Annotated in this window: 15 protein-coding genes and 2 tRNA genes; 11 read left to right on the forward strand and 6 right to left on the reverse strand. The window is 73.2% G+C overall.

The genetic code is table 11. The features are described from left to right. Positions 1-6: 6 nt before the first annotated feature. Positions 7-879 carry a bifunctional DNA primase/polymerase gene (locus ACIHEJ_RS29055; RefSeq protein ID WP_400139918.1) on the reverse strand — a complete coding sequence of 291 codons (873 nt, stop codon included), beginning with the start codon at positions 877-879 and terminating at the stop codon, positions 7-9. Positions 880-1238: 359 nt separating this feature from the next. On the opposite strand from ACIHEJ_RS29055, the gene ACIHEJ_RS29060 reads away from it, so the two are divergent. The 8 genes from ACIHEJ_RS29060 to ACIHEJ_RS29095 all read left to right on the forward strand — a co-directional run bounded on the left by ACIHEJ_RS29060 (position 1239) and on the right by ACIHEJ_RS29095 (position 9372). After that, positions 1239-1550 carry a hypothetical protein gene (locus tag ACIHEJ_RS29060; RefSeq protein ID WP_400139920.1) on the forward strand — a complete coding sequence of 104 codons (312 nt, stop codon included), beginning with the start codon at positions 1239-1241 and terminating at the stop codon, positions 1548-1550. Between the two features lie 223 nt (positions 1551-1773). After that, on the forward strand, positions 1774-2934 hold the full coding sequence (locus ACIHEJ_RS29065; RefSeq protein WP_400139922.1) for an acyl-CoA dehydrogenase family protein: 1161 nt from the start codon (positions 1774-1776) through the stop codon (positions 2932-2934). Further along, positions 2931-3863, forward strand: coding sequence for a bifunctional MaoC family dehydratase N-terminal/OB-fold nucleic acid binding domain-containing protein (locus ACIHEJ_RS29070; protein WP_400139924.1), 933 nt, complete (start codon positions 2931-2933; stop codon positions 3861-3863). Before ACIHEJ_RS29065 ends, ACIHEJ_RS29070 begins: the two co-directional genes overlap by 4 nt. Position 3864: 1 nt before the next feature. Continuing rightward, a complete protein-coding gene (locus tag ACIHEJ_RS29075; protein ID WP_400139926.1) occupies positions 3865-4959 on the forward strand; it encodes an acyl-CoA dehydrogenase family protein in 1095 nt (364 codons plus the stop codon). A 3-nt stretch (positions 4960-4962) separates the two neighbouring features. Continuing rightward, positions 4963-5421: a MaoC family dehydratase gene (locus ACIHEJ_RS29080; RefSeq protein ID WP_400139928.1), complete on the forward strand. Its 459-nt coding sequence runs from the start codon at positions 4963-4965 to the stop codon at positions 5419-5421. Next, complete coding sequence (locus ACIHEJ_RS29085) at positions 5418-6584, forward strand: lipid-transfer protein (protein ID WP_400139929.1); 1167 nt, start codon at positions 5418-5420, stop codon at positions 6582-6584. Before ACIHEJ_RS29080 ends, ACIHEJ_RS29085 begins: the two co-directional genes overlap by 4 nt. 460 nt (positions 6585-7044) lie before the next feature. Beyond that, a complete protein-coding gene (locus ACIHEJ_RS29090) occupies positions 7045-7599 on the forward strand; it encodes a SigE family RNA polymerase sigma factor (RefSeq protein WP_400139931.1) in 555 nt (184 codons plus the stop codon). Between the two features lie 117 nt (positions 7600-7716). Beyond that, on the forward strand, positions 7717-9372 hold the full coding sequence (locus ACIHEJ_RS29095; RefSeq protein ID WP_400139933.1) for a long-chain fatty acid--CoA ligase: 1656 nt from the start codon (positions 7717-7719) through the stop codon (positions 9370-9372). Between the two features lie 81 nt (positions 9373-9453). Here ACIHEJ_RS29095 and ACIHEJ_RS29100 read toward each other — a convergent pair whose 3' ends face one another. Beyond that, positions 9454-10692: an MFS transporter gene (locus ACIHEJ_RS29100; protein ID WP_400139935.1), complete on the reverse strand. Its 1239-nt coding sequence runs from the start codon at positions 10690-10692 to the stop codon at positions 9454-9456. Between the two features lie 134 nt (positions 10693-10826). Between ACIHEJ_RS29100 and ACIHEJ_RS29105 the strand changes: the two genes are divergently transcribed. Next, on the forward strand, positions 10827-11408 hold the full coding sequence (locus tag ACIHEJ_RS29105; RefSeq protein WP_400139937.1) for a TetR family transcriptional regulator: 582 nt from the start codon (positions 10827-10829) through the stop codon (positions 11406-11408). A 33-nt stretch (positions 11409-11441) separates the two neighbouring features. Here the strand turns inward: ACIHEJ_RS29105 and ACIHEJ_RS29110 are convergent, their stop codons facing one another. Further along, complete coding sequence (locus ACIHEJ_RS29110; RefSeq protein ID WP_400139939.1) at positions 11442-16010, reverse strand: PAS domain-containing protein; 4569 nt, start codon at positions 16008-16010, stop codon at positions 11442-11444. A 305-nt stretch (positions 16011-16315) separates the two neighbouring features. Then, entirely contained in the window at positions 16316-16822 is a 507-nt protein-coding gene (locus tag ACIHEJ_RS29115; RefSeq protein WP_400139941.1) for an SSI family serine proteinase inhibitor, read from the reverse strand. Positions 16823-17042: 220 nt separating this feature from the next. Between ACIHEJ_RS29115 and ACIHEJ_RS29120 the strand changes: the two genes are divergently transcribed. Together ACIHEJ_RS29120 and ACIHEJ_RS29125 are read left to right on the forward strand one after the other, a co-directional pair. After that, positions 17043-17133: transfer RNA gene (locus tag ACIHEJ_RS29120), tRNA-Ser, on the forward strand. Positions 17134-17336: 203 nt separating this feature from the next. Continuing rightward, positions 17337-17409 (forward strand) — tRNA-Arg (locus ACIHEJ_RS29125). Between the two features lie 80 nt (positions 17410-17489). Here the strand turns inward: ACIHEJ_RS29125 and ACIHEJ_RS29130 are convergent. Together ACIHEJ_RS29130 and ACIHEJ_RS29135 are read right to left on the reverse strand one after the other, a co-directional pair. After that, positions 17490-18185, reverse strand: a complete 696-nt coding sequence (locus ACIHEJ_RS29130; RefSeq protein ID WP_400139943.1) for a site-specific integrase — start codon at positions 18183-18185, stop codon at positions 17490-17492. 359 nt (positions 18186-18544) lie between these two features. After that, positions 18545-19114 (reverse strand): DUF4232 domain-containing protein, encoded by a 570-nt coding sequence (locus ACIHEJ_RS29135; protein WP_400139945.1) that lies wholly within the window; start codon positions 19112-19114, stop codon positions 18545-18547. Positions 19115-19423 lie beyond the last annotated feature (309 nt).

Below are 19423 nucleotides of genomic sequence, written 5' to 3' on the forward strand. Positions count from 1 at the left end.
CGGATTTCAGGGCCGGTGCCCTGTCATCCGTGCTGCCGAGGCGATCGTCGCGCGGGCCTCCTGTTCCGACAGGCCGGTGTGGAGGGCGGCCTCGGTCAGGGGGGTGGCCAGGGTGGGGCCGAGGCCGTTCTCGTAGGCGCGGCAGGCCGCCCAGAACAGGCGGGTGTTGCGCTGGCCCTCGTGGGCCGAGAGGACGAACTGGATCAGGCCGCGGCCGTGGTCACCGGGGGTCGGCGGGGCCGGGTGCGGGGTGCGGGGCGGTGGGAGCAGCAGGCGGAGGAGGGACGGCGGGCAGGCGGCGGGGGCCAGGTGTGCGGTGCCGGGGGCGGCGGTGTAGACGCCGTGCTCGGTGCGGGAGCCGGGGCCGACCAGGTAGCCGCCGGCGCCCCGGATGTCGATGCCGGGGGCGAGGCGGCCGGCCGAGTTCGGTACGACGACGTCCGGCGGTCCGGTCAGCCACAGGTGCCGGCCTCCGCTCGGGGTGAGGACGACGACCGTCTCGGGGATCGTGAACAGGTGGCGCAGGGCCAGTTCGCGCAGGGCGGCCGAGGAGTCGGTGCCGGTCTTGGTGTCCAGGTCGACGCCGATCAGGCGGTACGGGGGCAGGCCGCAGGCGATGCCGTAGCCGGTGGCCCAGGGTGCCGCGGCGAACAGTTCGCGGATGCGGGCGGGGTCGGTCGAGGCGTCGTGGACGCCGTGGCCGAGGCGGCCGCACGCGCCGTGGCAGCGCGGTCCGGTCGGCTCGGGGTCGTCGTGGTGGGGGGAGCGCAGGGCCGGGAGTTTCGTCCGGGACAGGGGGATGACGGCCAGGCCGCGCTCGGCGGCTGAGAGGGCGTGCGCGAGGGCCAGTGTCGTGGCCTGCCGGTCGGGGGTGGCCATGACTCTATGTTCGTACGTACGTTCGAAAAAGGGAAGAGGGGTCCGTGCGACGCGCCGAGGCAGGGGGTCCTGGCCCGGGCGTGCGCCGGAACGATTCCCCGCTTGTGCCGCTTGGTGAGCGATCATCCGCATCGGTCCCGTGATGGCACTAAAAATGGCGAAACGGGTTTATCGACTTGTCCTCACGCTTGCGTGCGAATCGCGGCTTCCGGGATGGTTCGCCGGGGATTCGGTGGGCAACTCTGGTTGCGCGACGTCGTTCACGACAGTCGAGGTGGTCGGCCAACTGCCTTGGCGCCCGCCGTAGTTCACGTACTACCGGCCTTCGGGCCGCAGAGTGCATGGTTCTGGAGGAACACATGGCAAGCATCCGTACCGCCCGCGTTCTCGCCGCCGTCTCCGCTCTCCCGCTCGCAGCCGCCCTCTTCACCGGCATCGCCTCGGCGGACAACGGCGCCATCGCGGGTGACGGATCGAACGCGGGCGTGGCGTCCGTCGTAGGCAGTGGGGTGGGCCTCGAGAACAGCGGCAACTCGTCCACCACGAACCAGAACGCGGTCGGCTCCGGCGCCTCGAACCAGAGCAACACGGCGCAGGTCAACGGGTCCGCGTTCACGGCCATCCAGCAGGGCAACGAGAACGTCGCCGTCCACTTCACCCGCCTCTGGTGAGCCCGGCGCGAGGTCCCTCGTGGTGAGGGGTCTCGCGGGGTGTGCTTCGGGGTCGTAACGCGTCCGCGCGGCGGTACTTCGGTGCCGCCGCGCAGACGTGTGCGGGGACACCTTGACACCCTCGAGTATCTGACGGACAGTCAGAAATCGTGTCAGCTCCAGAGCGTCCACGTTCCTGTCGGGCACCCGCCCGTCCAGGGCGTCCGAAGCCGGGAGGCCCGCCGTGCACCTCGCCCCGACCGAGCGGCAACAGCACCTGCGCACCCGGCTCCGCGCCTACTTCCAGGCGGTGACCGCCGAGCACCGGGACACCGCCGACCCGCGCGCCCTGCTCCGCCGCATCGGCGCGGACGGCTGGCTGGGACTCGGCTGGCCGGTCGAGTACGGCGGCCGGGGGCGGGGCGCCGACGAGCAGTTCGTGTTCTTCGACGAGGCGTACCGGGCCGGCGCCCCGATCTCCATGGTCACGCTCAACACGGTCGGCCCCACCCTCATGAGGTACGGCAGCGAACGGCAGAAGGCCCACTTCCTGCCCCGCATCCTCAGCGGTGACCTGGTCTTCGCGATCGGCTACACCGAGCCCTCCGCCGGCACCGACCTCGCCTCGCTGCGCACCCGCGCCGTACGGGACGGCGACGGCTGGCGGATCGACGGGCAGAAGGTCTTCACCTCCGGCGCCCAGCACGCCGACTGGATCTGGCTCGCCTGCCGCACCGACCCTGACGCCCCCCGGCACCGGGGCATCTCCGTCCTCCTCGTCCCGACCGACGCGCCGGGGTTCTCCTGGACCCCGATCGAGACCGTGGGCGGCCAGACGACGACGGCCACCTACTACGACGGCGTCCGCGTACCCGCCGGGAACCTGGTCGGCGCGGAGAACGGGGGCTGGCGGCTCATCACCGGCCAGCTCAACCACGAGCGGGTCGCACTCGCGGCCATCGGCATGCAGGCCGAGGAGTTCCTCGCAGCCGTGCTCACCGCCGCCCGTACCCCTGATCGGGTGACCGGCCGGCGCAGGATCGACGAGCCGTGGGTGCGGGAGCGGCTGGCCGAGGCGCATGCCCGGCTGGCGGCGACCCGCCTGCTCAACTGGCGTCTGGTCGCGGATGTGGGGTCGGGCGGGCTCGGCCCCGGCGACGCGAGCGGTGTGAAGTTCGCGGGAACCGAATCGGCGGTCGCGGTGTACCGGATATGTCAGCACGTGCTCGGGACGGACGGGCTGGCGGGGCTGGTCCGTTCCGGGTCGCCGGGCGTGTTCGGGGACGGCGAGCTGGAGCGGCTGAACAGGGCGGCACAGATCAACACGTTCGGGGGCGGGGTGAGCGAGGTGCAGCGGGAGATCGTCGCGCAGACGCGGCTCGGGATGACGAGGGGGCGGCGGTGAGCGAGGTATCGGGGGAGCGGGACGCGCTGACGGCACGGCTCAAGGAGTACGAGGGCCGGCCGGCCGCCGTCGGCGGGGTGGGCAAGGACCCGGTGAACGCGCCGATGATCCGGCACTGGTGCGAGGCGATGGGCGACACCGACCCGGCCTACGCGGGCCCGGACGCCGTCGCCCCGCCCACGATGCTCCAGGTCTGGACGATGGGCGGCCTCTCCGGCCACGAGGGCCGCACGGGTGCCTACGACGAACTGCTCGGCCTCCTGGACGAGTCGGGCTGCACGGCGGTGGTCGCCACCGACTGCGAGCAGGAGTACCTACGGCCCCTGCGGCCGGGCGACGGGATCACCTTCGACGCGGTGATCGAGTCTGTCTCCGACCGCAAGACCACGAGGCTCGGCACGGGGTACTTCGTCACGACCCGCATGGACGTACGGGTGGACGGCGAGATGGCGGGCACCCACCGCTTCCGCATCCTCAAGTACGCCCCGGCCCGCTCGAGTCCCCCGGCCCGGCGCCCCCGGCGCCCCCGTCCGGTGGTCAACAGGGACAACGCCGGCTTCTGGCAGGGCGTGGCCGAGCACGCCCTCCTCATCCAGCGCTGCACGGACTGCGGCACCCTGCGCCACCCGTGGCTGCCGGGCTGCAACGCCTGCGGCGGCCTGGACTGGGACACCGTCGAGGCGAGCGGCGAGGGCAGCGTCCATTCGTACGTGGTGATGCACCACCCGCCGTTCCCGGCCTTCGACCCTCCCTACGCGGTGGGCCTGGTCGAGCTGGCCGAGGGGGTACGGATGGTGGGCACCGTGGTGGGGGTGCCGTACGACAAGGTCCGCATCGGCCTGCCGGTCCGGGTGGAGTTCCGGACCTGTGAGGACGAGGAGGGCGCGCTGGTCCTGCCGGTCTTCCGGGTCGTCGAGGGAGAGGGCTGACATGGACTTCACGCCCACAGAGGCGCAGGCCGAGGCCCGGGACCTGGCCGCGCGGATCTTCGGCGACCTCTCCACCCACGAGCGGCTGAAGGCGGCCGGCACCGGCAGCGACCCCGAGCTGTGGAAGGCGCTGTGCGCGGCGGGCCTGATCGGCGCGGTGGCCGACCTGGGCCTGCTCGGCCTGGTGCTGCTCCTGGAGGAACAGGGGCGTACGACGGCCCAGGTGCCCTGTGCGGCGAGCTGTGCCTACGGCCTGCTGGCGATCACCGCCCACGGCAGCGCCGAGCAGCGGGCCCGGCTGCTCCCGGCCATCGAGGACGGCTCGGCGGTGGTCGCCGGGGCGTTCCCGGCGCAGGGCGGTGTACGGGCCTCGGCGCCGGCTGTGGAGGGCGGCTCAGTGGTCGCCGGGGCGTTTCCGGCGCCGGGCGGTGCGCGGGCCCCCGGGCCGGCCGTGTTGACCGGCACCGTTCCCGTCGTCCCCTGGCTGCGGGACGCCACGCATGTGCTGGTCGCCGACTCCGGCCGTCGGCTGTGGCTGGTCCCGCTCGGCGAGGGCACCGGGGTCGTCCCGGTGGAGCTGACGGCTCCCTGGTCCGCGGCCCGGCTCACCCTGGACCGGGCACCGGCGGAGCCCCTGGGCGGCCCGGAGGCCTACGCCGACGTCCTCGCCACCGCCCGCACCGCCTTCGCCGGGCTGCAGGCCGGGGTGTGCGCGGGGTCGCTGGCGCGGGCCGTGGCGCATGTCGGCGCCCGGGAGCAGTTCGGGCGTCCGCTCGACACCCGGCAGGCCGTCCAACTCCGGGCCGCAGAGGCTCATATGGACATCGAGGCGATACGGGTGACGGCGTACGAGGCGGCCTGGCGGCGGGACGCGGGGCTGCCGTACGCCACGCATGCGCTGACGGCGGCCTGGTGGGCGTCCGAGGCGGGGCAGCGGGTGGTGCACACCGGCCAGCATCTGCACGGAGGCGCGGGAGCCGACCTGGACCATCCGGTGCACCGGCACTTCCTGTGGGGCCGGCAGCTGGACGCCTATCTGGGCTGCGGGGCCGAAGCGCTGCAGGAGTTGGGGGAGTTGGTCGCGCGTGAGGAGTGAGGCATGACGACGACATCGAGGGGGGCGCCGGCGGCGGGCGTGGAACTGCCCCCGCTGGAGATCCCCATCACCCGCACACTGATCGTGGCCGGGGCCATCGCCTCCCGGGACTACCAGGACGTGCACCATGACGCGGAGCTGGCCCGGCAGAAGGGCTCGCCGGACGTCTTCATGAACATCCTGACGACGAACGGCCTGGTCGGCAGGTACATCACGGACCGCTTGGGTCCGGGGGCGGTGCTGCGGAAGGTCGCCATCAGACTGGGGGTGCCCAACCACCCGGGGGACACGATGGTGCTGACCGGCAGGGTCGAGCAGGTCGACGGCGACACGGCGACGGTCCGGGTGACCGGCGCCAACAGCCTGGGCCACCACGTGACCGGCACGGTGACGGTCACCCTCCCGGCACGGGCCGAGCCCGCGGACCCGGTAGCGGCCCCCGCCGAGGAGGCCGTGTCATGAGCCTGCGCTCGGCCGACGGCCTCGGCGGACGGGCGGCGATCGCCGGGATCGGTGCCACCGAGTTCTCCAAGGACTCCGGCCGCAGTGAGCTGCGGCTGGCGGTGGAGGCGGTGCGGGCCGCGCTGGACGACGCGGGACTGAGACCGGCGGACGTGGACGGGATGGTGACGTTCACGATGGACACCAACCCGGAGATCACGGTGGCCCAGGCCTGCGGGATGGGTGAGCTGTCCTTCTTCTCCCGGGTCCACTACGGCGGCGGAGCGGCCTGCGCGACCGTCCTGCAGGCGGCGCTCGCGGTGGCCACGGGCATGGCGGAGGTGGTGGTCTGTTATCGCGCCTTCAACGAGCGGTCGGGCCGCAGATTCGGGGCGGGCGTGCAGCACCGGGAGCCGTCGGCGGAGGGCGTGGCGCTCGGCTGGGTGCTGCCGTTCGGACTGCTCACCCCGGCCTCCTGGGTGGCGATGGCGGCCCAGCGGTACCTGCACGCGTACGGGCTGACCCCGGAGGCGTTCGGGCAGGTGGCCGTGGTGGACCGCAGGTATGCGGCGACCAACCCGGCGGCCTACTTCCACGGCCGTCCGATCACCCTCGCCGACCACGCCGCGTCCCGCTGGATCGTGGAGCCGCTCAGACTGCTGGACTGCTGCCAGGAGACGGACGGCGGGCAGGCGATCGTCGTCACCTCGCTCGAGCGGGCCCGGGACCTGCCGCACCCGCCGGCGGTGATCGCGGCGGCCGCCCAGGGGGCCGGCCGGGGCCAGGAGCAGATGACCAGCTTCTACCGGGGCGACCTGTCCGGCCTGCCGGAAATGGGCGTGGTGGCACGCCAGTTGTGGCGCACCTCCGGGCTCGGCCCGGCCGACATGGACGTGGGGATCCTCTACGACCACTTCACCCCGTTCGTGCTGATGCAGTTGGAGGAATTCGGGTTCTGCGGGAAGGGGGAGGCGGCGGACTTCGTGGCCGAGGAGAGGCTGCCGCTCAACACCCATGGGGGGCAGCTGGGGGAGGCGTACCTCCACGGAATGAACGGCACGGCGGAGGCGGTGCGCCAACTGCGGGGCACGGCGGCGAACCAGATACCGGGCGCGTCCCGAACCCTGGTGACGGCCGGCACCGGGGTCCCGACCTCGGGCCTGATCCTGACGGCGGACGGCTGAGAACAGGGCAACCGGAACCGGGGACTCGGCCGGCCCAAGTCCCAGGGGCGGGTGCTCTCGGACCGACCTGAGGGGCGGATGTCCGGCCTGGGGTCGATCCCGGTGGGGCGGGTGTCCGGTCCGGGGTCGGCCTCGGGGGCGGGTGTCCGGTGTCGGGCTGGTCTCGGGGGCGGGTGTCCGGTGTTGGGTCGGTCTCGGGGACGGACGCAGGCCTCGGGCGGCCCCCCCGGAGACGCGTGCCGAAGCCCGCACCCCTCGTCACCGGGATCGGGAGATGCTCGGCACGCAGCCCCACCCCGCAGGGGCTCCCCCGTGTCTCAGGGTCGACCCGCAGACGGAGTCGTTCCGCAGTCCACCTTCAGGAGGTGGAGCCGGCCCCACCCCTACAACCTGAGGGGGACTCGTCTTCGGGACCTGCGGGCGATCCGCGGGCCGGGTGCCCGCTCCTAGCGTGGGAGCCATGACCACACCCGTCTGCACCAGCGCCTCGGCCGCCGCCGCACCAGCGCGGCAGACCAAGTACCCGTCGTTCGCGTCGTACGTCAGGGCCCGCCAGCCGGTGCTGCTGCGTACCGCGCGCTCGCTGACCGCGAACCCCAGCGATGCCGAGGACCTGCTGCAGACGGCGCTCGCCAAGACCTATGTGGCCTGGGAGCGGATCGAGGACCAGCGGGCGCTCGACGGCTATGTGCGCCGGGCCCTGGTGAACACCCGTACCTCGCAGTGGCGCAAGCGCAGAGTGGACGAGTTCAGCTGCGACGAGCTGCCCGAGCCGGAGCCCGTGCCCGAAGGCGACGACCCGGCGGAGCGGCAGGCGCTGCACGACGCCATGTGGCGGGCGATCATGAAGCTGCCGGCGCGGCAGCGGGCGATGGTCGTCCTGCGGTATTACGAGGACCTCAGCGAGGCCCAGACCGCCGAGGTGCTGGGAGTCTCGGTGGGCACCGTGAAGTCGGCGGTGTCGCGTGCGCTCGGCAAGCTGCGCGAGGACCCGGAGCTGGTCCTGGTGCGCTAGCGGCCGGATTCCGGGCGGGACGAATTGGCCTCCCCCTAGTGACATACCGCGCGGTATGTGCGCAGAATCAGCGGAACCTCTACCACCGCGTAGGCAATGTCGCCCGGGAGGACTGTCGTGCTGAGCACCATGCAGGACGTACCGCTGTTGATCTCGAGAATCCTGACTCATGGATCGGCGGTCCACGGCTCGTCGCAGGTGACCACCTGGACCGGCGAGGCCGAGCCGCAGCGACGCAGCTTCGCCGAGGTGGGCGCCCGCGCCGCCCAGTTGGCGCACGCCCTGCGGGACGAGCTGGGGGTGACCGGGGACGCGCGGGTCGCGACCCTCATGTGGAACAACGCGGACCACGTGGAGGCGTACTTCGCCATCCCGTCCATGGGCGCGGTGCTGCACACGCTCAATCTGCGGCTGCCCGCCGAGCAGTTGGTGTGGATCGTCAACCACGCGGCCGACAGGGTCGTCATCGTCAACGGTTCTCTGATCCCGCTGTTCGCGCCGCTGCTGTCCCAGCTGCCGACGGTGGAGCACATCGTCGTCTCGGGCCCCGGTGACCGGGCCCCGCTGGCGGGCGCGACCGCGCGGGTGCACGAGTACGAGCAGCTGATCGCCGGCCGGCCGACGACGTTCGACTGGCCGGAGCTGGACGAACGCCAGGCCGCCGCCATGTGCTACACCTCCGGGACCACGGGCGACCCCAAGGGCGTGGTGTACAGCCACCGTTCGATCTACCTGCACTCCATGCAGGTCAACATGACCGAGTCGATGGGTCTGACCGACCAGGACACCTCGCTGGTCGTCGTCCCCCAGTTCCATGTCAACGCCTGGGGCCTGCCGCACGCCACCTTCATGACCGGCGTCAACATGCTGATGCCGGACCGCTTTCTGCAACCCGCGCCGCTCGCGGAGATGATCGAGGGCGAGCGGCCGACCCATGCGGCGGCCGTCCCGACCATCTGGCAGGGCCTGCTCGCCGAGCTGACGGCCCGTCCTCGTGACGTGACGTCTCTCACCCAGGTCACCATCGGCGGCTCCGCCTGTCCGCCGTCCCTCATGGAGGCCTTCGACAAGCTGGGGATGCGGGTCTGTCACGCCTGGGGCATGACCGAGACCTCCCCGCTCGGCACGGTGGCCCGCCCGCCGGCCCACGCGGTGGGCACCGAGGAGGAGTTCGCCTACCGCCTCACCCAGGGCCGTTTCCCGGCCGGTGTCGAGGCCCGCCTCACCGGCCCCGGCGGCGAACGCCTGCCCTGGGACGGCGAGTCGGCCGGCGAGCTGGAGGTGCGCGGTTCGTGGATCGCGGGCTCCTACTACAACGGCCCCGACGCCGAACCGCTGCGTCCCGCCGACAAGTTCAGCGAGGACGGCTGGCTGAAGACGGGGGACGTCGGCACCATCTCCCCCGACGGCTTCCTCACCCTCACCGACCGGGCCAAGGACGTCATCAAGTCCGGCGGCGAGTGGATCTCCTCGGTCGAGCTGGAGAACGCCCTGATGTCCCACCCGGACGTCGCCGAGGCCGCCGTGGTGGCCGTGCCCGACGAGAAGTGGGGCGAGCGCCCGCTGGCCACGGTCGTCCTGAAGGCCGGCGCCACCGCCGACTTCGCGACCCTGCGCGCCTTCCTCGCCGAGGAGGGCCGTATCGCCAGGTGGCAGCTGCCCGAGCGGTGGACGATCGTCGAGGCGGTGCCGAAGACGAGCGTGGGCAAGTTCGACAAGAAGGTGCTGCGCAGGCAGTACGCGGACGGCCGGCTGGACGTCACCGAGTTGTGAGCCGCCGGGTGCGCCGGGCGGATCCTCCTGCCCGGCGCACTCCCGTGAACCTCCCGGATCCGACCGGTCGGGTCCGGGGCCTCACCGCCGCCCCGCCGGGACGGCCGCCGACACCCACCCCAGCACCAGCCACACACCCGCCACCGCGCACACCCCGGACCAGCCCCAGTGGCCGAAGGCGGGGCCCGCGGCGGCCGAGGCGAGGGCGCCGCCGGCGAAGCCGGAGACGACGTAGGCGGTGTTGGCGGTGGCCGGGGTGGAGGTGGTGGTCAGGGCCAGGGTCTGGTTGGCGACGTGGGAGGCGACCAGGGCCGCGTGGACGGCGATCGCCGCGGCGAACAGCGCCACCAGGACGTGTCCGCCGAGCCAGAACAGCGGCACAGATATGGCCGCCAGCAGATACGCGGCGCCCACGACCCGCGCGGCGCCGAACCGGTCCACCAGGCCACCCGCCACCGGTGCCACCGCGGTGGCGGTCAGGCCGAAGAGGCCGAAGAGACCGGCGGTCGCGGTCGACAGGCCGTAGGACGGGCCGGTCAGCAGGAGCGCGAGGGAGGTCCACAGCGCGCTCCAGGCGCCGAACATCCCGGCCTGCCGCAGGCACGCCCGCCGCAGCTCGGGCGAGCGGCGCAGCAGCCCCGGCAGCTCGGCGATGCCCGCGAACAGCGACCCCTGCCGCGCGCGCCGTTCCGAGGGCAGGGCCAGGGCGGTGGCGAGACCCAGGGCGAGGGTCAGGACGGCGGACCCGCCGAACACCCAGCGCCAGCCGAAGGCCTGTCCGGCCAGGCCGCCGGCGACCCGGGCCGCGACGATGCCGGTGAACAGCCCGGCGATGACGGCCGCGACATGCCGGGCCCGGCGGCCGGCGGGGGCGCGCTCGGCGACCAGCGGTACCAGCAGCTGCGGTACGACGGTCGCGGCGGAGGCGGCGAACACGGCGACCGCCAGGGCGGCGGTGCCCGGTGCCATGGCCGCGAGTGCCAGGGCGAGCGTGGTGGCCACGGAGAGGCCGGCGACGAGCGGGCGCCTGTCGACTCGGTCGCCGAGCGGGGCGAAGAAGAGCAGCCCGGCCGCGTAGCCGAACTGTGCGACCGAGGCGATCCAGGTCACGGCCGACGGGACGGTGCCGAAGTCGTGGGCGATCAGGGGGAGCAGCGGGGCCGCGAGGTAGATGTTGGCGGCCGTGACGGCGGTGCAGACGGCGATCAGCAGCAGGAACAGCCGGCCGGATGCGGGGGCCCGGTCCGGGGCGGGGGTTCGGCCCCGACGGCCGGGGCGGGTGCTGGTGCGGAGGGGGCGGGTACTGGTCGCTGACGGCATGAGCGGGAGCACTCCTTCGAGCGGACTCTCACAACTAACTGGTTGGTTGGTAGCTGCCAACAGCGTGCACCCGGCCCGCTTCCCCGTCAACCAAATAGTTGGTTACCTGTCTGCCGCAGTCCTACCCTGTTCCCATGGCAGCAGTGAGGGACCCCGAGGCCACCAAGGCCCGCATCTTCGACGCGGCGGTCGCCGAGTTCGCCCGGCACGGCATCGCGGGCGCACGCATCGACCGCATCGCCGCCGAGGCCAAGGCCAACAAGCAGCTGATCTACGCCTACTTCGGCAACAAGGCGGAGCTGTTCACGCAGGTCCTCGGCAGGTGCATGGTCGACCTGGCCGCCGCCGTGCCCGTCGACCCCGACGACATCGACGGCTACGTCGACCGCCTCCTCGACTACCACGCCACCCACCCCGAGCTGCTGCGCCTGCTCTTCTGGGAGGGCATCGAGTACGGCAGCGCCGAGCTGCCCGACGAGCCGCAGCGCCAGGAGCACTACGCCCGCAAGGTCACCGCGCTCGCGGACGGGCAGGCCCGTGGCGTCATCACGGACGCCTTCCCGCCCGGTGACCTGCTCATCCTGCTGACCGCGCTGACCAACTGGATGGTGGTCGTGCCGCAGATGCGACGCATCCTCACGGGTACCGACGACACCGACCGCGAGCGCCTGCGGGCCTCCATCAAGGAGGCGGCCCGCAGGCTCACCGCACGCTGAGCGCCGGACGGTGCCGATCCGCCGGCCGGGCGGTCAGTTGGTGCCGACCCGCGCCAGCAGGTCCACGATCCGTGCCTGCACCTCGTTGCTTGTGGACCGCTCCGCGAGGAACAGCACCGTCTCGCCCGAGGCCAGCCGGGGCAGGTCGGCCGGGTCGACGGCGGCGGTGTAGACGACGATCGGGGTGCGGTTGAGCTGCCCGTTCGCGCGCAGCCAGTCCACGATCCCGGCCTGTCGGCGGTGCACCTGCATCAGGTCCATCACCACCAGGTTCGGCCGGAACTGCCCTGCCAGCGTCACCGCGTCGTTCTCGCTCGCGGCCCGTGCCACCTGCATCCCGCGCCGCTCCAGCGTCGAGGTCAGCGCCAGCGCGATCTCCGCGTGCTCCTCGATGAGCAGCACCCGCGGCGGATGCTGCTCGCTGTCCCGGGGAGCTAGTGCCTTCAGCAGTACGGCGGGGTCGGCGCCGTACGCCGCCTCGCGCGTCGCCTGCCCCAGCCCCGCCGTGACCAGCACCGGCACCTCGGCGGCGACGGCGGCCTGGCGCAGCGACTGCAGGGCCGTCCGCGTGATCGGCCCGGTCAGCGGGTCCACGAACAGCGCGGCGGGGAACGCCGCGATCTGCGCGTCGACCTCCTCACGGGAGTGCACGATGACCGGCCGGTAGCCCCGGTCGCTCAGCGCCTGCTGGGTCGTCACGTCCGGAGCGGGCCACACCAGCAGCCGACGAGGGTTGTCCAGCGGCTCCGGGGGCAGCTCGTCGTCGAGCGGCTGCAATCGCGGAGTGTCCGCGATCTCCACCGCCCCACCGGGGCCGTCCAGCGGCTCGGGCCCCTCGGCCGCGTTCGCGTCCGGGGCGCCTATGGCGTACGACCGTCCGGCGCCCTCGGTGCCCGGGGCGAGCCGGGACTGCCCGGGGAGCGACGGCTGCGGAACCGGCTGCGCGGGCGCCGCCTCGGCCGGCGGATGCGGCCGGGCCGCCTGCTCGGCCTGCGGCTGCTTCTGCGACGGGGCCTGCGTCTGCGACGGGGCCTGTGGTTCGGGGCGTGCGGCGGGGTCCGGGGGCGTGCCGAGCTTGCGCCGGCGGCCGGAACCGCCCGGCGCGTGCGGGGGCGGCGTCGCCGTCACCTGCTGCACCTGCGCGGCCTGCCGGGCGAACGGCACACCCTGTCCCAGCGTCCGCACGCTGATCGCCCGGCCCTGCGTGGAGTTCGGGTCGGCCGCCGCTCCGGCGGCCTCGGCGGGAAGGGGCTGCGCGGCCCGCTGCGGCGCGCCGGGCGCCTGCGGCACACGCGTGCCGGCCCCGGACGTGCCATCCGTGCCGGGCCACTGCTGCGGAACGGCGGCTCCGGCCTCGGCGGGCAGCGGCTGGGCGGCGGGCGCCACCGGAGTACCGGCGGGCGGAGTCGCGGACTGCGCCTGGCCGGGGGCCGGGGGTACGGGCTGTCCGGCGGTGCCCTGCGCGGGCACGGCCGCCTGCCGGCCGGGCGCGGCACCGGGACCCCCCTGGGCCTGAGCGGGCACCTGCCCCTGAGCCGGCGCCGGGCCGCCCTGCACGGGGATGCCCTGTCCGGCCGTACCCTGCGCCGGAACGCCGTGGGCGGGAGTGCCTTGGGCGGTGGTGCCGTGGGCGGGAGTCGGCGTGGCCGGGGCCGCCGGGGCCTGAGGTGCCCGGCCGGGAGCGGCTGCCGCCGGGGCCGCCTGGGGGGAGGCCGGCTGAAGGGGAGTCCCCTGAGGAGAGGTCCCCTGCGGGCCGACTCCCTGAGGGAGAACCGGCTGACCGGGTCCGGCCTGTCCGGGAGGCTGCTGGGCCGGGGTCGGCGACGCCGGTACGGGCTGAGCGGCACCCGGGGCGACCGCGGATGCGGTTCCCGGCGCCACCGCCTGCGGGGCCTGCGCCGGCTGGGCCACGGCCCGACGGCGCCGGCCGGTCGGGGCGGCGGTGGGATGCGGCTGCGGCGGGGTGTGGTCCGCGCTCTGGTCGAGCGGTACGGCGTCGTGCCGGCCGTCGTCACCGGGTGCGCCCTCGTGGGCCACCGGCAACGGGGCGGGCGCCTGCACCTGCCCGGGCGGGGACGCGGGAACCGGGACCGGCCCGGTCACGGCACCGGGACCGACGGGTACGCCCGCACCGGCCCCCGGCACGGCACCGGGACCGACGGGTACGCCCGCACCGGCCCCCGGCACGGCACCGGCACCCGGCTCGGCCCCTGCCGCCGCATCCGCGGACTCCGGAGAGCGGTCGGCCTCGGCCGGCGGCAGGGCGAAGACCGTACGGGCGCCGCCGGCCTCCTGCGCGGCGGCACGTTCCGCGGCGGCGGCCAGCGCACGGCGGCGCCGCCCGGTTGGCTGAGCATCCTCTGCCGCAGCGCCCTCGGCGACGGAAGCGGCGGAAGCAGCGGCCTGCGGCACCGGCTGCCCGGCGCCGGCCGCGGGCAGCGCGGGCGGCAGGGCGGCCTGCGGGGCGCCCGAGTCACGGCGGGCGCGTCGGCCCGTGGGCGCGGGCACGCCCTGTGGCGGCACGGTGCCGCCGAGTCCCGTGTTGGAGGCGGCAGCGCCCGCGGCATGCTCGGCCGCTGTCACGACGGCACCCTCGGCCACACCGTCGCCGTCACCGGAACCCGGTTCCGCGGGGCGTCCACGGCGCCGCCCGGTCCCGTTGGACGCGGCCTCCGCGCCCTCGGCCACCACGGCTCCGCTCTCCTCGGCGGCCGCGGCGGCACGCCTACGGCGGCGTCCGGTCGGCGCGGTGTCCGCGTCACCGGCCTCGCCCACGCCGGGCACGTCGCCCTCCAGGAAGGCGTCCGTGGACCCGCGCCGGGCCCGCCGCCGTCCGGAGGTGTCGTCGGCGGCCGGCGCACCGCCCGCATCCCCGGCTTCGGGGGCCGCTGCGCCGTCCGGGACGTGGCTGCCGTCCGGAAGCTGTGCGGCGACCGCCCCGGCCCCGCCCCCGAGCGGCACCTCGAGCACGTATGCGCTGCCGCTCATGCCCGGCACCTCGTGCGTCTGCAGCACCCCGCCGTGGGCGCGCACGATCCCGCGCACGATCGGCTCGTGCACCGGGTCTCCCCCGGCGTACGGACCGCGCACCTCGATCCGCGCGACCTCGCCGCGCTGCGCGGCGGCGACCACGACGGTGTTGTCCATGTAACCGCCCGCCGAGACGGGCGCGTTGCCGGTGGCGTCGACACCGGCGACGTCCGCCACCAGGTGTGCGAGAGCGGTGGCGAGGCGCTGCGGATCGACCTCCGCCTCGATGGGCGGCGCGTGCACGGCGAACTGCAGCCGCCCGGGACCGACCAGCTCCACCGCCCCGTCCACACCGGCGGCGACGACGGCGTCGAGCATCACCTTCGTCCGGGTGACCTCCTCGCTGCCGGCGTCCAGCCGCTGGTAGCCGAGGACGTTGTCGATGAGCGTGGTGATCCGGGAGTAGCCCGCCGAGAGATGGTGCAGCACCTGGTTGGCCTCGGGCCACAGCTGGCCCGCGTCGTCGGCGGCCAGGGCGGCCAGCTCGCGCCGCAGCTCGTCCAGCGGCCCGCGCAACGACTGCCCGAGCAGGGTCAGCAGCTGCTCGTGCCGCCCGGCGAGGGCCTCGTGGCGGTCGTTCTCGCGTTCGGCGAGCGCGGCGTACCGCTCCTCGCCGGCCGCCAGCTCCTCCGCGTGCTTCTCGCGCAGCTCCTCGATCTCGGTGACGTGCTCCTGGCGCAGCGCGGTCAGGTCGGAGGCGTGCTCCTCGGAGAGCTTCTCCAGCTCCTCCGCGTGCGCCTTCTCCAGCGCGGCCTTCTCCTCCGCCAGGGATTCGTACGGGCGCCGGTCGGTGAAGGTCATCACGGCACCGACGAGCTGGTCCCCGTCCCGCACCGGCGCGGTGGTGAGGTCGACGGACACCTGTTCGTCGCCCTTGGACCACAGCACCTGCCCGCGCACCCTGTGCTTGCGCCCGGAGCGCAGGGTGTCGGCGAGCGGCGACTCCTCGTACGGGAAGGGCGAACCGTCGGCGCGCGAGTGCAGCACCAGGGTGTGCAGCTCCTTGCCGCCCAGCTCACCGGCCCGGTAACCCAGTATCTGGGCGGCGGCCGGATTGACGAGCACGATCCGCCCGTCGGTGTCGGTGCCCACGACACCTTCCGCTGCCGCCCGCAGGATCATCTCGGTCTGCCGTTGCGACCGCGCCAGCTCCGCCTCGGTGTCGACCGTTCCGGACAGGTCCCGTACGACGAGCATCAGCAGCTCGTCGCCGGTGTACCCGTAACCGTCGTACGCCTGCTGCCCGTTCTCCAGGTTCGCGCTCGTGACCTCGACCGGGAACTCCGTCCCGTCGGTCCGCCGCGCGACCATCCGCGTCGGCTTGGTCCGCCCGCGCGGGTCCATGTGATCGGGGAGCCGCATGGACCCGGGGATGAGCTTGGAGTCGAACTGCGGCAGCAGATCGAGCAGCCCGCGCCCGACGAGTGCCGTGCCCGGAGCCTCGAAGGCCTCCAGCGCGATGGTGTTGGCGTTGACGACGGTTCCGTTGGCGTTGACCAGGACCAACGCGTCCGGCAGCGCGTCGAGTATGGCTGCGAGGCGAGCAGCGCCTCGGGATGGCCTGCTGCTCACGAGACGCCTTCCTCCCTGTTACCGCACCTTGCCGACCGCTCGGGCCATCTTGCCAACCGGCCCGCGACGTGTCACGCGAGGGAGTCTAAGGGCACCGGTTGCGCTCGCGACGCCGGATGAGAGGGAGGTCCCACGAGTAAGTGACGGCGAACGCGTGATCGGGTGCCCCGACTCCGCCAGACTTTCGCGGGACCTTTACGGGAACGTCGTTCTCGCCGAGGGGGCCCTTCACGCCACGGCCCACCACCGCCCGGCCACGGATGCGACCGGCTCCCACGTGACCGACCGGCCGCCCGGCCGTCCGCCTACGCGGCCGGTGTCCCCATTCCCGGCAGCAGCGGCACCATCCGGTCCCACCGGCCGATCTCGCACCCGTCCCTGCGGTCGTAGGTGGCGTCGACCGGACGGCCGGCCCAGACGCCGGTGACGTGGGCGGTGGCCGGGCCGCCGTGGACCATGGTGCAGGTGGTGCCGGGCGGCACCGGAGCGAAGGTGTCCCGGCCCCAGACGGTGTGCTCGTCCAGGGCCCGGCAGGCTTCGGCGGGGTCCGGGTGGCTGCCGCCGTCCGGGTGACAGAACAGCTCGAACGTCCCGTCCCGCCCGTGGCCGGCGTGCCGCACGACCACGGTCAGGTGATCACCGGCCCGGTCCTCGGGTCGCACGGGCGGCGGCACGGCGGGCGCGGCGGCGGCGGGTACGGCGGTGAGACCGGCCAGGGACGAGAGCGCCGAGACGGCGACGAGGGCGGGCGTGATCACGGCCCGCGCGGCACCGCGGCGAAGCCCGGGGCGGCGCTGAAGGAGGGAATCCATGCCCTGCCCAACGCCCGGACCCCCCGGACGTTGCGCACCGCCCCCGCCCCGCCGCACCCCGTCCTGGTCCCGCCGCGCCTCCCACCTCGCGCCTCGCCGAAGGAAGCCCTTTGCCCTGCGGCCCGACTGCCTAGTACCGTGGGGGGCGATTGGTGACGCGGTGCTCGACTGTGTCATCATCTGCACGCACCACTCGCGCGCTCGTGTGAGCGGTTGTGCTGGAGGCGTCGCCTAGTCCGGTCTATGGCGCCGCACTGCTAATGCGGTTTGGGCCTTAAAGCCCATCGAGGGTTCAAATCCCTCCGCCTCCGCACCGATCCCGAAGCCCCGGTCCCCAGGACCGGGGCTTCGGCGTTCCCCGCCCTTGGCTCCACTCCTCCCGCAGATCCGCGTTTCCGCAGGTCACAAGGGGTGTGCGAATCGGATTTCACATGACGGCGGCAGTCATGTAATGTTCTTCCTGTCGCCGGGACGGGCCGAAAGGGCCGGGAACGAAGGCAAAAACTAAAGACAAGCACTCGTAGCTTAACGGATAGAGCATCTGACTACGGATCAGAAGGTTGCAGGTTCGAATCCTGCCGAGTGCACGCAGATCAAAGGCCCTTCAGGTTCATCCTGAGGGGCCTTTGACATCAACGGCTGACATCAACGCAGCCCGGAGCGCCGATCACTCCTCGGTGTGCGGCTCCTGCTCGCCGCCCATCTCCTCTTCTGACTCATCCAGTCCGAGGGCATCGTCCATCCGGTCGGCGGCGGCCTTGAGCGTCGTGCTCATCACGTGCGCGTACGTGTCCAGCGTCATCGTGATCGTGCCGTGCCCGAGCGTCTCCATGATCGTGCGAGCGTCCACACCCTGTGAAAGCAGCAGCGACGCGCACGTGTGCCGGAGGTCGTGCACCCGCACCCGTCGTACGCCGGCGTCGCGACACAGGATGGTGAGCATCCGGTTCAGGCTGCGCGGGTCCGTGACGCGACCGGTCGCCGTGGTGAAGATCAGCCCGTCCGGCTGTCCCGGTGTCGGCTGCCACTTCTTCCCCCCGACCTTGCGCTCCCGATCCTGCTGGGCTCGGTGCTGTGCGAGTGCCCGTACGCAGTGCTGCGGGAGGGACACCGTTCGGATCGAGCGCATGGTCTTGGGGCTGCCGAAGATCAGCTCACGCCGGATGCGCTGGACGTTCCGGCGGACGCGGAGCTGACCGTTCGTGAGATCAACATCCGCCCAGGTAAGGGCGAGCGCTTCGCCCCGCCGCAGGCCCGTCGACACGAGCAGCAGCCACAGGGCGTAGAGGCGGTGGGAGCGGGCGGTCTTGAGCATGAGGCGAGCTTCCGCGGCGTCCAGCGGACGCACCTCCGTGCGGGTCACGGTGGGGGTCTCCACGATCCGCGCGACGTCCCGGGCGATCAGCCACCTCTCGGATCGCCTGCTGAAGCGAGGACCGGCGGCGTCTTGAGCAGCGGCGATGGGGCTGCGCCCCGACATCAACGCCTGACATCAACCACTGCGTACACAGGCGCACAACAACACAGTTGAGGGTGCTTCACGGCTGGTCGGGCTCCCGCCCAGCCGAGGTGCACGCGCCTACGGATCACCACAGGTCAGCGACTCAGCGCGCCGAAGGTGCGCTGAGTCGCTGACCTGCACTTATGTGCAGTTCCTCGTAAACGGGTAGGTCAGAGCCTTGCGATCGTCAGGCAGGCTGCTCGATTTGTGGGGACGGGGGGTCAGGAAGGCTTGACCGCCGAGACCGGGGTGACGGTCACCTTGTTGTCGCACTCGGCCCACACCCCGTCGTTCAGGGCGACCTGGTGCTTCCCGGAGTGCGGCAGCCCGATGACCATCGTCGGATACGTCACCGGGTCCTTGCCCGACACGCAGTAGCCGTCGGCCTCCCCCTGGACCTGGACGAAGGTCAGCTTCACCCACGCCTTGCCGTGCGGCCGGACCGTCACGGTGGCCGCCCTGCCGGTGGGGGTGACCTTGAGCGGGGTGTTGTGGGCGGGGGAGCCGTTGCCGGCGCCCGCGACCGTCGGATGGCCCTTCAGGACGCACGTCCTCCGGGAGGCGTTGGTGAACTGCACGACCGCCGCCCCGGTCCCGGTCCCGACGGGCCGGTGGACGGCCTGCCAGGCGCTGACCTGGAGGGCGGAGGCCGGGCAGGTGGGCGCCGGGGTGGAGGTGGTGGTGCTCGCCGCCATGGCGGTGCCGGGCAGGATACCGGTCACCGCCGCCGCGACGGCCGTGACCGCCGTCGTCGCCAGAGCCGCCCTGCGAATGCCGTTGCTGTGACGCATGCTGTCGTCCCCCTGAGTCGTCTCGTCCGCGGGTTTCGGTCGTCGGTTGTTGCCCCGCGGTACGCGTGGTCGTGGTACGTGAGTGCAGACAGGGCGGGAGAGCGGCAGGGTTCCGTGCGGCGACTACTTGTGACGGAACGGTGACGACAGACTGCACCCGTGCAGATGGCCGTCAAGTCATACGCGCGCGTCAGGCATTGCTCTGCAATGCCTTAGTGATCATTTCAGAATGACTTGCGGAGCCGTCGAAGGCAGATGACGCTGCAGGCGAGTTCGAGTAGTCCCTGGTGGAGGTCGGCTCGTTGCTCG

Source organism: Streptomyces sp. NPDC052301 (genome assembly GCF_044593395.1).
In the GTDB taxonomy this organism is placed as follows: Bacteria; Actinomycetota; Actinomycetes; order Streptomycetales; family Streptomycetaceae; genus Streptomyces.

Coding starts and splice junctions, on each gene's coding strand:
- ACIHEJ_RS29135 (WP_400139945.1), bottom strand. CDS start 19,114: ATGCGTCACAGCAACGGCATTCGCAGGGCGGCTCTGGCGACGACGGCG.
- ACIHEJ_RS29080 (WP_400139928.1), top strand. CDS start 4,963: ATGACGACGACATCGAGGGGGGCGCCGGCGGCGGGCGTGGAACTGCCC.
- ACIHEJ_RS29105 (WP_400139937.1), top strand. CDS start 10,827: ATGGCAGCAGTGAGGGACCCCGAGGCCACCAAGGCCCGCATCTTCGAC.
- ACIHEJ_RS29090 (WP_400139931.1), top strand. CDS start 7,045: ATGACCACACCCGTCTGCACCAGCGCCTCGGCCGCCGCCGCACCAGCG.
- ACIHEJ_RS29100 (WP_400139935.1), bottom strand. CDS start 10,692: ATGCCGTCAGCGACCAGTACCCGCCCCCTCCGCACCAGCACCCGCCCC.
- ACIHEJ_RS29085 (WP_400139929.1), top strand. CDS start 5,418: ATGAGCCTGCGCTCGGCCGACGGCCTCGGCGGACGGGCGGCGATCGCC.
- ACIHEJ_RS29060 (WP_400139920.1), top strand. CDS start 1,239: ATGGCAAGCATCCGTACCGCCCGCGTTCTCGCCGCCGTCTCCGCTCTC.
- ACIHEJ_RS29115 (WP_400139941.1), bottom strand. CDS start 16,822: ATGGATTCCCTCCTTCAGCGCCGCCCCGGGCTTCGCCGCGGTGCCGCG.
- ACIHEJ_RS29075 (WP_400139926.1), top strand. CDS start 3,865: ATGGACTTCACGCCCACAGAGGCGCAGGCCGAGGCCCGGGACCTGGCC.
- ACIHEJ_RS29055 (WP_400139918.1), bottom strand. CDS start 879: ATGGCCACCCCCGACCGGCAGGCCACGACACTGGCCCTCGCGCACGCC.